This window comes from Luteolibacter sp. (assembly GCF_058122085.1).
The window spans coordinates 1-14,080 of the sequence record NZ_JBIKBQ010000004.1; the positions used below are offsets into that span (position 1 = coordinate 1).

General features: G+C 57.6%; 11 protein-coding genes. 9 read left to right on the forward strand and 2 right to left on the reverse strand.

Features of this window, described 5'->3' with window-relative positions:
• Positions 1-199 precede the first annotated feature (199 nt).
• The gene (locus AC4DF4_RS01165) at positions 200-523 is read left to right on the forward strand and encodes a bifunctional ornithine acetyltransferase/N-acetylglutamate synthase (RefSeq protein WP_490046274.1); all 324 of its coding nucleotides are present in this window, start codon (positions 200-202) and stop codon (positions 521-523) included.
• Here the strand turns inward: AC4DF4_RS01165 and AC4DF4_RS01170 are convergent.
• On the reverse strand, positions 468-1,520 hold the full coding sequence (locus AC4DF4_RS01170) for a helix-turn-helix domain-containing protein (protein ID WP_490046275.1): 1,053 nt from the start codon (positions 1,518-1,520) through the stop codon (positions 468-470). The genes AC4DF4_RS01165 and AC4DF4_RS01170 overlap by 56 nt on opposite strands.
• Before the next feature lie 76 nt (positions 1,521-1,596).
• Between AC4DF4_RS01170 and AC4DF4_RS01175 the strand changes: the two genes are divergently transcribed.
• The 8 genes from AC4DF4_RS01175 to AC4DF4_RS01210 all read left to right on the forward strand — a co-directional run bounded on the left by AC4DF4_RS01175 (position 1,597) and on the right by AC4DF4_RS01210 (position 10,320).
• Positions 1,597-3,270, forward strand: coding sequence for a DUF6807 family protein (locus tag AC4DF4_RS01175; protein ID WP_490046276.1), 1,674 nt, complete (start codon positions 1,597-1,599; stop codon positions 3,268-3,270).
• Positions 3,271-3,285: 15 nt separating this feature from the next.
• On the forward strand, positions 3,286-4,131 hold the full coding sequence (locus AC4DF4_RS01180; RefSeq protein WP_490046277.1) for a sugar phosphate isomerase/epimerase family protein: 846 nt from the start codon (positions 3,286-3,288) through the stop codon (positions 4,129-4,131).
• A 28-nt stretch (positions 4,132-4,159) separates the two neighbouring features.
• The gene (locus AC4DF4_RS01185; protein WP_490046278.1) at positions 4,160-5,482 is read left to right on the forward strand and encodes a Gfo/Idh/MocA family protein; all 1,323 of its coding nucleotides are present in this window, start codon (positions 4,160-4,162) and stop codon (positions 5,480-5,482) included.
• A gap of 154 nt (positions 5,483-5,636) precedes the next feature.
• Entirely contained in the window at positions 5,637-7,010 is a 1,374-nt protein-coding gene (locus tag AC4DF4_RS01190) for an alpha-L-fucosidase (RefSeq protein ID WP_490046279.1), read from the forward strand.
• Positions 7,011-7,064: 54 nt separating this feature from the next.
• Entirely contained in the window at positions 7,065-7,943 is an 879-nt protein-coding gene (locus AC4DF4_RS01195; protein WP_490046280.1) for a sialate O-acetylesterase, read from the forward strand.
• Complete coding sequence (locus tag AC4DF4_RS01200; RefSeq protein WP_490046281.1) at positions 7,940-8,083, forward strand: hypothetical protein; 144 nt, start codon at positions 7,940-7,942, stop codon at positions 8,081-8,083. Before AC4DF4_RS01195 ends, AC4DF4_RS01200 begins: the two co-directional genes overlap by 4 nt.
• Before the next feature lie 165 nt (positions 8,084-8,248).
• Positions 8,249-9,601 (forward strand): Gfo/Idh/MocA family protein, encoded by a 1,353-nt coding sequence (locus AC4DF4_RS01205; protein WP_490046282.1) that lies wholly within the window; start codon positions 8,249-8,251, stop codon positions 9,599-9,601.
• An 11-nt stretch (positions 9,602-9,612) separates the two neighbouring features.
• Positions 9,613-10,320, forward strand: a complete 708-nt coding sequence (locus AC4DF4_RS01210; protein WP_490046283.1) for a 3-keto-disaccharide hydrolase — start codon at positions 9,613-9,615, stop codon at positions 10,318-10,320.
• A 662-nt stretch (positions 10,321-10,982) separates the two neighbouring features.
• On the opposite strand, the gene AC4DF4_RS01215 is transcribed toward AC4DF4_RS01210, so the two are convergent.
• Complete coding sequence (locus AC4DF4_RS01215; protein WP_490046284.1) at positions 10,983-13,727, reverse strand: hypothetical protein; 2,745 nt, start codon at positions 13,725-13,727, stop codon at positions 10,983-10,985.
• Positions 13,728-14,080: the final 353 nt, after the last annotated feature.

A 14,080-nucleotide genomic window follows, 5' to 3' on the forward strand; every position in this document is an offset into this window, starting at 1 on the left:
CGGAAGCCAACAAACCAAGAGGTCCAAATCTCAGCCCGGCCAAATCGCAACTCCCGATCTGGCAGGCATCCTCACGCCCAAATCCAACCTTCAGAAAAAATCAAAAAAACCACTTGGTTCGATCTGATACTACTGACCCCAAAGACGCACCTATCTGGATGCCAAAAAAGTCGCGGAAGCCGTGTGCAAATCCGCGTTGGTGAAATCCTCATGGAATGGCGGCGATCCGAATTGGGGCCGCATCATCCATGCTGTCGGCTACTCCACCGCCCGCATCCGTGAGGAGCTTGTGGACATTCACATCGGCGGCAAGGCTGCTTGCCTCGGCGGCTTGCAGGCGGATACGCCGATGGATGCGCTGCGCGCCGCCGTCGCCGAGCCGGAATTTGAGATCGTCATCAACCTCAACCAAGGCGATGCCGACTACACGATGTATTCCAGCGACCTCTCGCCCGAATACATCGATTTCAACCGCTCGGAATACGCCTACTGGAAACAGGCGCGCAAGGACGGGTTGGTGTGAGATGAATCTTGCGGTGCTCGCTGGGCGAGTGGCTGTGGCGCTCGCGGAACACTCTGGCGAAATACTGGCTGGATTGGAAACCGCAGCGGAATGCGATCTCGGTGATGCTCGCTTCCCGCTGATCTAGCAACAATTGCGCGGCGGCTTCCAGGCGGCGGCGCGTGAGGTGTTCCATCGGCGGGACATTGACGAGTTTCCGGCAGTAATGGGCGAAATGCGTGCGTCCGAGGCCACAGGCTTCCGCCATCGAGTCAAGCGTCCACGGCTCGTCGAGCCGACGGTGAAGGTTTTCGAGAAACAGCAGCACCGTGCGTTCGCTGCCGGCTAGGGTTTCGTCGAGCCGCGGGTTGCGCGATTCTAACAATTCAGCCAGAAGGACAATCAGTTCGTTGATGAGGATCTTGAGGCGCGTCTGGTTGGCGATGCTGTCACCCAGCGCGACGGTTTCATCGATGCGCTCGAAACATCGGCCGATCTCGCGATTGCCATGCCAGACGGGTTGCTCGTTCTGGCGCAGCAGGTCGGTGAGGCGTTGGAGGCTGGCTTTCGGCAAGAGCAGCCAGTCCGGCCAGTGCCATGGCTGGTTGGGGCGGCGCATGCCCACGTCCAGGATCAACCAGGAATAGTGATTGGCCGGGACATGGGGGTTGCCGACGCGGTGGCGCTGCCACGGGCGGGTGATGGTGAGATCGCCGGGTTTGAGTTGATAGAGTTTCTTGTCGACACGGAACGGCAACGATCCCGCGGCGAGGTGGCCGATTTCGAGGCCCTCGTTGCAATGCCAGTCGAGGCCCCAGTCCTGGTCGAAGGTGGCATTCCAGTAGCCAGCCATGAGGATTTCCTTGAGATCGTTTTTGGGCAGGCGGGTGCCGGGATAGCTTCCGCGTCCAAGCGCCGCCAGCCGCAGGTCGCCGCGGGTGGACGCCGCCTTGAGCGGTTCGCAGGTATCCGCGTGGTAGAGTTCGCTGGCGCTGCGGAACGTGGTGCGGAGTTTCATGCCTGGATGTGTAATATTTACCAGTGAGCGACTTTGCAAGATTGGAGATGCGGCGGACGCTATGTTTCGTTCACTCATGCAACGAAGCGCCCGCATTTTCATTGGTTTTGCCGCCTTGATCGGCCTTGCCGCAGGCAGTGCTCTGGGAGCCGATGCCGAGTTACGGGTGCTCATCCTCAGCGGCGCGAACAATCACGATTGGAAGACCACCACGCCGGCGATCAAGGCGACGTTGGAGGAATCCGGGCGCTTTGAAGTGGATGTCGAGGAGCGTGTGATGGACATGAAACCCGAATCGTTTGCCCCGTATGCGGCGATTGTGAGCAATTTCAACACCTTCGGCAATAATGCCCCGGCAAAGAAAGAGTGGGATGCGGCGACGAAGAAGGGATTCCTCGATCACATCGCGAAAGGTCATGGTCTCGTCATCGTTCATGCCGGCGGCTCTGTGTTTTACGATTGGCCGGAGTTTCACCAACTCGCCTGCGGGACTTGGAAGGACGGCACATCCCATGGAGCGATCCACGCCAACCGGGTGACCTTCAATGACCCGGACTCACCGATCACCCGGGGACTGGAGCCATTCTGGATCCGGGATGAGTTCTGGCAGAAAACCCTGGTGGCTCCAGGTGCCAAAGCACTTGGCAGCGTGACACCGGACCCCGCCTTCAAAGGCAGCGGCAAGCCGGAGAACATCCTCTTCTCCACCGAAGCCGGAGGTGGACGCGGCTTCTCCATCATGCTCGGGCATGATGCGGTTGGCATGAGCAACTCCGCATGGCGGACACTGCTCCAGCGCGGCACCGAGTGGGCTGCCAGCGGCAAGGTGACCATTCCGCCGGCAAAGAATTGGCCCTCCACCAAAGAGTCCGCCGAACCCCCGACGCTTTCATGGCGGCAAACCGAAACCAGTCTGGCCTTGTGCAAAGGTGAAAAAACCGTGTGGCGGCTGGTGGCGAACCCGAAGGAGCCGAAATCCTATTTTCACCCGCTTGCCAGCGTGGATGGCGAAGAGCTGACCGCCTTTCAACCTGCGGACCACCCATGGCATCACGGCATGTGGTTTTCATGGAAGTTCATCAACGGATTGAACTATTGGGAGGAGAACCCGAAGACCCACGTGAGCGAAGGGACAACCGAACTCACGTCCGCCACCTTCAAGCCGGCCGCGGATTTCTCCGCACACGCCGAGCTGTCCTTAAGCTACCACCCGCCCGGTCAGCCTGCGGTCATGACGGAACTCCGCAAACTCACCATCACGCAACCGGATGCCGATGGCCGGTATCGGATCGATTGGACCAGCGAGTTCACCGCTGGAAACGCGCCGGTTGATCTCGGGCGCACCCCGTTGGCGAACGAGGAAAATGGCAAGCCCTATGGTGGCTACGCCGGATTGTCCGCGAGGCTTGTTCTCCAGCCGGATGGATGGTCGATCCGCACGAGCGAAGGGAAAACCGGCGCGCCCGCCAGTCACGGGCAAAACGCACGGTGGATGGATTTTTCCAGTCCCGGTGCGGGCATCGCCATCTGCGATCATCCCGATAACCTGCGCCACCCGTCACCATGGTATGTGCATGACAGCCGGCCGATGAGCTACTTCAGCCCCGCCGTTCTGTTCAACAAACCGCTCATCCTCGACGCCGGACAATCGTTGAAACTCCGTTATCGCATCCTGATCCATTCCAAACCGATGTCCGTAGAAGACATCGAAACGGACTCCCGCGCCTTCGTTAAGCCTGCTAACCCCTGAATCACCCACATCCTCATGAAAATCGGCTGCTTCGCCCTCATCCAACCGTTCTCGCCCATGCGGCGGCAATTCGAACTCATCCGCGAACTCGGCTTCGACTACGCGGACCTAACAGACAATCACGACGGTGCCACCCTCGGCACCGAGTATGGCTTCTCCGCCTCGTTCAGTCTTGATTCCCATCCGGCGACCATTCTCGACATGGTCAACGAGTTCGGCCTCACGCTCACCAGTGTCTGCGCTCATGCTAATTTGTTAGATCCAGCCTCGCCGGACCGTTACGGCACGGCGGAGATCATCAAGGCGATCAAGCTCGCGCATTTTCTCGGCGTGAAGCAGGTCATCACCACCGAGGGCGACCCGAAGACGGACTTCGGCCACCACCTCACCGACGACCAACGGCTCTTCAGTATCCGCGAGAAACTCCACGAGCCGATCCGCTGGGCGGAAACCTTCGGCATCGAGTTGTTGTTGGAGCCGCATGGCATCCTCACCGACACTGTGGACGGCATGTCCCGCATCCTCGACGCGCTCGGCCACGAGAAAACCGTCGGCGTGAATCTCGACACCGGCAACTCATGGCTCGGCGGCGGTGATCCGCTCCAGTTTGTGAAAACCTTCGGCTCGCGCATCAAGCACGTGCATTGGAAGGACATGCCTGCCGAAATGCTGCCGCTGCGCGGCAAGCAGTTCGGTTGCGGCATGGGCCTCATTCCAGTCGGCGATGGCGTCGTCGGCATCGAGGCCATCGTCAAGGAGCTGCTCTCACAAGGTTTCGATGGCCCCACGACCCTGGAAATCGCCGGGGAAGAGGCTGTCAAAGTTTCCGCCGAACGCCTCCGCAAATGGGTCAGCCAATAAAACTCAAATCACAACTCCCAAATCACCCATGAACTCAAACCATCTCAACAGCCGCCGCCAATTCCTGGGCGGAGTCATCGCCGCAGCCGTGGCCCCGCAATTCATCCCCAGCCGGGTGCTAGGTCAGGAAACCGCTCCGGGCCGGACCATCCGCCTTGGCCACATCGGCACCGGCGGTCAAGGCTCCGGTTTGCTCCAGAATTTCCTCGGGGTGAAGGGCGCAACGAGCGTCGCCATCGCCGATCCGTTCCAGGCGCGACGCGAAGCGGCGGGCAAGCGAGTCCTCGCAGCGCAAGGCCACGAGCCGAAACTCTACAATGATTTCCGCGAGTTGCTCGCCGACAAATCCATCGACGCGGTGATCATCGCCACCGCCGACCATTGGCATGTGCCCATCGGACTGGCAGCCGTGCGGGCGGGCAAAGATGTCTATATCGAAAAACCGTTAGGTTACACGCTCAATCAGAACCGCGCGATGTTGGAGGCCTGTCAGAAGGAAAAGCGCATCTTCCAATACGGCACCCAGCAACGCAGCCAGGAAATCCTCAAGCGTGGCGTCGAACTGGTCCTCAACGGCTACATCGGCGATCTTCAACGCATCGAAGTCTGGGCACCGGGCGGCGCGGGCGGCGGATCACTGGAGGAAATCCCGGTGCCGGACGGCCTCGACTACGACCTCTATCTTGGCCCCGCGCCGGTGAAACCCTGCAGCAAGGAACGGATCACCAGCGCGGGCTCGTGGTTTTGTTCCGATTACTCGATTGGCTTCATCGCCGGTTGGGGAGCGCATCCGTTGGACATCGCGATCTGGGGCCAGAACTACGACCAGCAAGGCCCGGTCAGTTTCCGCGGCACGGGGGATTTTCCGACGCCCAATGAGTTGTTCAACAACTGCGCCACCTGGGATGTGGAAATCAAGTTCGCCGGAGGCATACCGATGCATTTCATGAGCACCAATCACGCGCAGCCCATAGTGAGCCAATACCGGAAAAACGTTCCGGCTGATGGTACCACTTTCTTCGGTTCCAAGGGTTGGGTAAGCCTGAACCGCGGAGGAGCGGAGGCCAGCAATCCCGAGTGGCTCAAATTGAAAGAATGTGAAGGCGACAAGCGTGTGCTCTATCGGAACAACTACTACGCATCCTTCGTGGAGTCCGTCCGCGAGCGCACGCCGTCCATCGCACCGATCGAAGATGCCGTGCGTTCCGATGCTTTCAGTCACCTCTCATTGATGGCGATCAAGTCCGGGCAAGAAGTCGTATGGGATCCCAAGGCCTACCGCATCGTATCGCCGGAGTCGCTCAATGAAAGCATGAGCCACCCGGTGCGCGGTGATTGGAAGCAAAGCTGACCGAATCCGTCAGTCTCAGCCGAGGCTCTCGATGCGGAATACGACAACCCCCATTTCCCCGCCCTCCGGTCCGACCCAATGGCTCTTTCAGGGGCCTCCCGCAGAAAGCAAATTCCTTGCAGCAAAAGACCATAATTTCTAACAAAATTACATTATGCTAAACAGACGATCCTTTCTAAAAACTTCCGCGCTGGCGCCTGCGGCCTACGCACTGCAGCGCGCATTGGGTGCCGCTGAACCGACCGACCGCAGTCTGGTTTTACCCAATGCCGCACAGCAGGCCTGGCACGATATGGAGCTGGGCATGTTCTTCCACTTCGACATTCCGATCTACAAGCAGGGCTGGAACTGGCGCACCTACAAGGACTTTCCGGAACCGAATCTCTATCAACCGACAAAGCTCGACACCGACCAGTGGATGGAAGCTGCCAAAGCGTATGGTGCCAAGTATGCGATCTTCGTGGCCAAGCACTGCAGCGGATTCCTGCAATGGCAATCCGACCTCTACCCCTACGGCGTCAAACAGTCGTCGTGGCGCGGCGGCAAAGGCGATGTGGTCGGCGACTTCGTGGCGTCCTGCCGCAAGTATGGCATCAAGCCCGGCCTCTATGCGTCGGTCGCCGCCAATGGTTTTCTCCACGTTGACAATCCGGGCCGCGTCGGTGGCGGCAATGCGGAGGCACAGGCCAACTACGTGAAGACCTGCGAACAGATGATGACGGAACTCTGGTCGCGCTACGGAGAGCTCTTTGAAATCTGGTTCGACGGCGGTGCCATCCCCGCGAAAAACGGCGGCCCGGATCTGGTCCCGATCCTGAAAAAGCACCAGCCCCAGGCCATCGTGTTTCAAGGGCCCGTGGGCACGCCCAACCTGATCCGCTGGGTCGGCAACGAACGCGGTGTAGCCCCCTATCCCTGCTGGAGCACGGCCAACGCGAGTACCAGCGATAGCGGCACCATCGAGAAAACAATCGGCGGCGATCCGGATGGAAAGCTGTGGATTCCCGGCGAGTGCGATGTGCCGATCCGCGGCAGTGAATGGTTCTGGCAGCCCGACGGCGAGAAAAGCCTGCACAGCGTGGAAGCAATGGTGCAGATGTATTACAACTCGGTGGGCCGCAACTGCAACCTGCTGCTCAACGCCAACCCCGGTCCCGACGGACTCGTCCCGGAGCCGGATTTCCAGCGCTATACCGAGTTCGGAAAAGAGATCCAGCGCCGCTTCTCCAAGCCCATCGCCCAAACGACAGGCAAGGGAACAACCGTTGAACTCACCCTTCCCAAACCGCAGCCGATCAATCAGATCGTGATCATGGAGGACATCGCCTTGGGCGAGCGCGTCCGCGCCTACGAGGTCGAGGGTCTCACGCCGGGCGGTGCGTGGACCAAGCTCTGCGACGGCATCTCGATCGGCCACAAGCGCATCCAGCAGTTTGCGCGCACCGAAGTCTCACAGGTGCGCTTCCGCGCAACTTCCTCCATCAGCGAACCACACCTGCGCCAGCTCACAGTCTTCAACGTCGATTAGAGCATTTCTAGAAATAGTGTGACCGCAAAAATGTGGCGGCGGTTTTCAACCGCCATGCCAATTACATTAAATATGAAAAAATATAGACTGCCTCACATCCTGTTGTGTGCCTTGATATCTACTTCCATGCATGCGGAGGACGCTGCCAAGAACACAACGTCGTGGAATCCCCCTGCCCAAAAGGAAAAATTTCATATCTTCATCCTGATGGGGCAGTCCAACATGGCCGGGTATGGTGACATGCTGCCGGAGGATAAATTACCGGTTCCGCATGTCGTCAAACTGCCGACAAAAGGGGAAATGAAATGGGCACCTGCCGCCCATCCTCTTCACAACAGACTTCCATCTGACCGCTTCGGCCTGGGGCTTCCTTTCGCCATCGAGTATCTCAAAGACAAACCGGGCGTTACCGTAGGATTTATTCCTGTTGCCTGGGGCGGCGCGGGAATTGACCAATTGAAGAAGGGAACCGAAACCTATGCCGATGCGATGAAGAAAGCTGCCTTCGCCAATACTAACGGCATCATCAAAGGCATTCTGTGGCATCAAGGGGAGTCCGACACCGTAAACGCCTCCTTGGCTGACAGCTATGAAAGTAAGCTTCACCAGCTTATAACAGATGTGAGAAAAGACCTGAATGACGACAAGCTGCCTTTCATTGTCGGAAATCTTGCAGAATTTTATGGCAGCGGCCCGGATCACTGCGCACCGGAGCGCGTGAAAAACATCAACAAAGTGCGTGAGATCCTCCGCGCATTGCCCGGCAAGATTGCAAACACCGGATTTGTTGAGTCAACGGATCGCTCGTCGCCGGACCAGCACATGGTCCATTTCGATCGCAAGTCCTACATCATCCTCGGCAAACGTTACGCTGAGGTCTATTTAAAAAGAGGAAAAGTCCGTCAGACAAACCACGTGGACGTAGTCAAATGACCACATTTTCAACCGGCATCGGCATCGCCTTGTTAGCCGCCTGCATCGGCATTGGCTGCCTCAACGGCGAAACACCCCCCTTTTCCCCGCCCTCCGGTCTGGTCACCGGCTCTTCTCTGGGGTCGGTCCCCGCAGTGTAACATTTCGCCATCAAAAATGGCGCATTTGTTCTGCTGCGGGGACCCCAAAGAAAAATGGCGCATTTGTTCTGCTGCGGGGACCGACCCCAAAGATGTGAGTTTTTTTCATTCTTTCCCTCCTTGTTCTCTGGAAGAACATTCATTCATCCGCGTAGGAAGCAAATCATGAATATCCAGACCCATCCTCTCGACCGTCGTTCGTTTCTGCGAAAATCAACGCTCTCCGCCGCCGGATTGCTGATCTTGCCGAGCGGGATCCGGGCTGCCGGGCAATCGCCGAACGACAAACTCAACATCGCGCTCATCGGTGCCTGGGGCCGCGCCACCGCCCACTATGGCTGGCTGAAGCAGCAGAACGTGGTTGCGATTTGCGACATCAATGAGGCGCACTTCGCCCATGCCTTGAAGGAATTTCCGAAGGCCGAGACCTACGTTGATTGGCGCAAGTGCCTCGACCACAAGGGGCTCGACGCCGTGGTGATCTGCACCGCCGACCACCACCATGCATTCATTTCCAACTGGGCACTCAACCGGAACCTGAGCGTGTATTGCGAAAAGCCGCTGGCCCTGAGTGTGGAGGAAGCGCGCACGCTGCGCGCCAACTGGTTGTCGAAAAAAGGCAAACTCGCCACCCAGTGCGGCACCCAGATGCACGCGCAGGACAACTATGCGCGGGTGAAGGAAATGATCCTCGACGGTGCGATCGGCGAATTCAAATCGGCCACCGCATGGGGCAACCGCAAGTTCCCCCGCAAAGGCTATTTTCCCAGCGGCGGCAATCCATCCGCAGGCCTGCACTGGGACCTATGGCTCGGCCCTTCGCCGGAGCGACCCTACCATCCGGAATACTTCACCGGCTCCCCGGTGTCGAACTGCCTGCAGTGGAACATGTTCTGGGACTGGGGTGTCGGCCAGATGGGCGACATGGGCAGCCATTTCATGGATCTGCTCTACTGCGTCACCGATGCCAAACTGCCGACCTCGGTCAAGGCAACTGGCGAGAAATACAACCCGGATGTGACTCCGGTCGAGTTGGAGGCCCAATTCGAACACCCGGCCAACGACTGGCGCGGGCCGATCCGGGTGAACTGGCATCAGGGTGGCCTGTATCCGCGCTCACCACGCCCGTTCCTCGATTTTGAAAAACTCGGCCACGGCGCGATGTTCCAGGGCACAGAAGGCTTCATCATCGCCGATTACAACCAACGCCTGCTCATCCCCTCCGGCAAGGATGCCGACCTCAGCTACTTCAAACCCCGTGCCAAGGACAAGCAACTCCCCGCCATTCCGAGTTTCTATCAGGAGTGGGTGGACGCCTGCAAGGATCCGTCGAAATCGACGTGCTGCAACTTCGAATACCACTCACAGTTGATTGAGCAGATGCTGCTCGGCTTGGTGGCGTATCGTTCCGGCGGCGAAATCGCCTACGATGGTGCCAAGGGGGTCGTCACCAACAACGCCGAGGCCAACGCGCTCCTCAAGCGCAACTACCGCGCGGGCTGGACACTCAACGGATGATTTCCATCGCCATGAAAGCATTGCAACGATTTTTCCTGTTGGTAGGCTTGCTGACGTCGCTCGCTTTCGCCGATCCGGCAAAGCCGGTGATCGACGACACCCAACCCGGTTGGCGCGCGCTGACGCAGGACGACTTCACCAAGGTCAACAGCGCCGACGACACCTGGGCATGGAAAGACGATATCTTGTTCTGCACCGGTCAACCGGTGAGCGTGATGCGGACCAAGAAATCGCTCCGCAATTTCGAACTCGTCGTCGAATGGATGCACGAAAAACCCGCAGGGAACTCAGGCGTCTTCGTTTGGACCACGCCCGCCTCGGTGGAAAAGCTTGCCCTAGCAGGCAAGCCCGGGTTGCCGGACGGTATCGAAGTCCAGGTGCTCGACAATGCGTTCACCGACCAGATGGCGAAGGCCGGCCAGAAGACCGACTGGTTCACCACCCACGGCGATGTGTTTCCGGTGCGGGTGAAGATGACGCCGATCGGCAAGACCTCACCCAATGGCGAGCGCAGTTTTCCACGCAAGGACTTGTGCAAGGACCACGGCCAGTGGAACCACTACTACATCCGTGCGACCCACGGTGAAGTGCGGCTATGGGTGAATGGCGAGGAAGTGTCCGGCGGCACCGCCTGTGATCCGGCTGAAGGCTACCTCTGCTTGGAAAGTGAAGGATCGCCGATCCAATTCCGCCGCCTGCGCATCCGCGAGCTGCCGTGAGGGCAATGCCTGCTGGCCTTGCTGGATATTGTTGCCGACATCCTTGAGGGCTTGATCGCGTTGTTGTTCGAGTTCGATGCGGATTTGGGGATTGGCGTGTTGGATCCATGCATCGCGGGTTGCCGGGCTTTGTTGGAGGATGATTCCTTCCATGGCTCGTGCGGTTTCCTTGCGGAGTTCCACATCCTCCATTTGATCCAGCCAAGCGAACGCGGTGGGCGTATCTTTGGATAACCAATGTTCCGCGATGATTTTGATTCCGGCTTCGCGAGCTGCGCCGGGGGGGAATAAACCAACCCATTCGGCGGCATCGGGCGCGGATTGGGCCGACCAGCGTTGGATGACTTGCACTATGGCGACCTCGAAGTCACGCCCTGGGATGGCGGATTCGGATAGTAAGTTGGCTGCGCGTTTCGGGTCCGTCTCCGCGAGGGTGACCGCAATTTGACTGAGGGCGGCGGCGATTTCCATTTCGCTTTCAAGAGTTTCCGACCATTCGATGGCTTGGAAATTGCTTTTGGGGTGAAGGCCGTTGAAAGAGCGGGTGGCCGGACCGGAGGCGGGGAAAAAGGGGGTTGATAGACACGCTGCGACAAGCGTGCCCCATGATCATTTATCTGGGATCTTGAATGTTCCATTCTCTGTTTGTGTTGAAGCAATGTTTAATGGTTTTTTTCTGAAGCAATGAGCAGCCAGCCTTTGTTTGGCTCGACTGGGATCTCGGCATCCGCGGCAAAAACTTGCTCCGACTGGATCTCTCCAGAAGCGGGTGCCCACAGGGTCGTCTTCACGGGATCAAGCCCCAAGGATTTCCAATCAATCGTTAGTTTGACGCGTTCCTGTTTGGACGACCAACTCGCAAGTGCGATCATGATCTTGTCCGCTTTGCGGTAAATGGAAACCTTGACCTGAGGGTTGTCGCAGGTCACTGGACAGGCGGGGTCGAACCATCCAACAAACTCGGCATCCGCCAAACCGCCAAATGTATCCAGGATTTTCCAGACGGGCCGTGGATCGCCGCTCCACGGCCAGCGGCGGGTTGCACCAAAGACCATGCCATGCCAGTCGTTCGAGTCATCCAACATTTCGCTCATCAGGCCGTAGGGAATCCCTGACATTTCGATGAGCATGAACTCGGGTGTCCTGTTCGCGCTGAATCCTTCACCATGCCAGAGGCCATTGTAATACGGATAGAGCTCCATAAAAGCGATGGAACTATTCGCATATTTTGCCAGCTCGTTGAAGTGGTTCCACGAATGCATATTGATGCGACGCCCGGGATTGCCATCGGCATCTAGAATCCGCCGAGCCCGCTGGAGCGACGCGCGGTCGAGTGCGGTGTCATCGATGTAGAGGCCATCTATTCCCGCATGCTTCACAAGGAAATCGAGGCCTTCCAGATAGAAGTTATTCCAACGTGAATCCGGCGTGGTGATCACCGACAAGTCGAGCTTGTTGTATTCATAACCGATGTTTTCACGCCAAGCGGGAACGATGTCCATGCCAACATGTTCCTTCAGCCACGGGTGCGGGCCGTCTGCATTCGTGACTGGCCATTTGACACCATCCTTGCGCGGAAGAATGATCTCTCCATCGAGGCTCTTGAGCGCGAAAAATTCTGGAAGATTCTGGGTCAGTTCGCGTGTTGTGTAGTAGAGGGCAACCCGCATATCATCCGTGTGTGCTTGACGGATAAAATTCGTTAGATGTTTGAGCGAGTCATCGTTGTAGGGATAGTTGATGTATGGATTGCACAGGCGGTTGTGATGGACATTTAGGATGCCAACTCCCTGTTGCCGCAGTTCGCTCGTGTTCTCCAAGCCGATTTGTTGGCCGGCATGATAATAGCGATCGGTGAAGTGTTCCTTCGTGTCCAGTGGCTTGAATGGCGTGAAATACCAATCGATGTTGAAACCAAGGTTCGTTGTGTGAGCGGGTTGTTTTTGAATATGCAGTTTCCCCGAGTTGGCCGTCAGCTGGGTCAAGCCGTTTTGATTTTCGATTTGAATCCCTCCTCCGCCCCAGGATTCCGGCAGGTTAAGGGGTTTGAAATCATAATAGGCATTGATGAGCGGCCGCTCAAAATTATCACCTTTGAACCGGAGCATCAGACCGATGTTGGCGTCGCCTAACCAAACGGCATCCTGATGCTTTGAAACATCCCATTTCCATGAGTAACGCTCTGGGCACTTGCCACCTTGCATGCCGATACCCATCGCGTATTTCACAATCTTTTCCGACCAAGGAACCACGAAGCGAACGTCGTCAAGCGTCTCGTCCTCAGGTGGGTTCATCTTCATGTTCAAGTGCAGGGCACCATCGAATTCTAGGCGTCCATCCACTTGCAACTGCAAGTTGTCGCAAATGCTTGAGGCCGTCCATTCCACGCCCACTGGGGTTTTCTTGATGAAGGCAAATGTTTGGGGTTTGAAACCTTGTATTTTCGCGCCGCGCATGATTTCCATCCGAGGTGCCGCAGCAAAAGCCTCGCGCCCCTTCTGCTGGATGCGGGTGTTACTGCCGGAGAAATAACTCGTGAATTGGGCAGGGATGCCATCTTCTCCCAGTGTGATGCGTCGACCCAGAATATCAAGTGTCCGGGTCTGCTCATCCACCACTATCGGCGTGAAGGGCCTCGTAATTTCCGTGTCGCTTTTTCCAATATCCGAGTCCAGCCACTTCAAGCGCGCCAACCGCCAGGCCTCGCCAGGCCCTGTGCCAGATTCCGCAAGCGCGTCACCTTCAATTGTGAGTGAGACTCGACATGTTAGCCTCTGATGGCCTTGATTCGTTAGATCTCCTCCTTTGCTAGCCTCTGCCGCATTCTTTGCGACGGAAATTTCCACGACGCCTGGGTAGGTGCCTAGTTTAGCATCGACCGGGATCTGCACTCCCAGCCAGAGCGGCTTCACGGTGCCAGAGCCGACCTTGAATGCGCCGCTATCCGGTGTCTTGTTGATCACCCGAGCCTGCGAGCCTGCGAGTTCAAGCCGGGGGTCGATCTTTGTAATGGAGCATGGCTCAGTGCCTGCTACGACACAGACTTGGAAGACGTAGAATTCACCGGGTCGCGCAATGCCGGAAAACGCACCCTGCTGTTTGGCGCCATGTTCAAACCAATGTGCCGGGATGATCTGGTTGCGGACCGCCAACTGACGATCCTCCCCGAATAGCCATAACGGCGCTGGATTCGCCTTTTTGAAGGCATCGAGAACCGATGGGCTGACGGCGGTCTCCATCTTTTTCATCGCTTCATCCACCCCCATCGTGCCTGCTACAGCGGGCGGCATGTTATAGCCGTTTGGGTTTGTTTGCTCGGCACATGCGAACACAGGAACCCAGCACACGCCCAATAGGGCAACCTCACATAGCGTCAACCGTTTCATTTTTATGTTTTCTTTGATCATGGTCATTTCAATCTCTCCATGCGTTGCTCATTTATTGTTGGTAAATCATGCGTATCGTCACCTCTCCGACTGCGGCACCGGGAGCGACTTTGAGTTCCAACTCGGTGCGGGTCTGGTCGGTCACCTGCTGGGTCTGGCGGATGATGATGCCGGCTCCCTGAATCTTACAATCCTCTGATTGCTAGGAAATTGCTTTTGGGGTGAAGGCCGTTGAAAGAGCGTGTGGCCGGACCGGAGGCGGGAGATTTCGGAGGGAAATTCATTCGCCGCGAGCGTAGCTCTCAAGGCCGCTTTGCCAAGATTTCTTTTGACTGCGGTTTTTCGGCGGAAGGGCTTCCTCTCTGGGGTCGGTC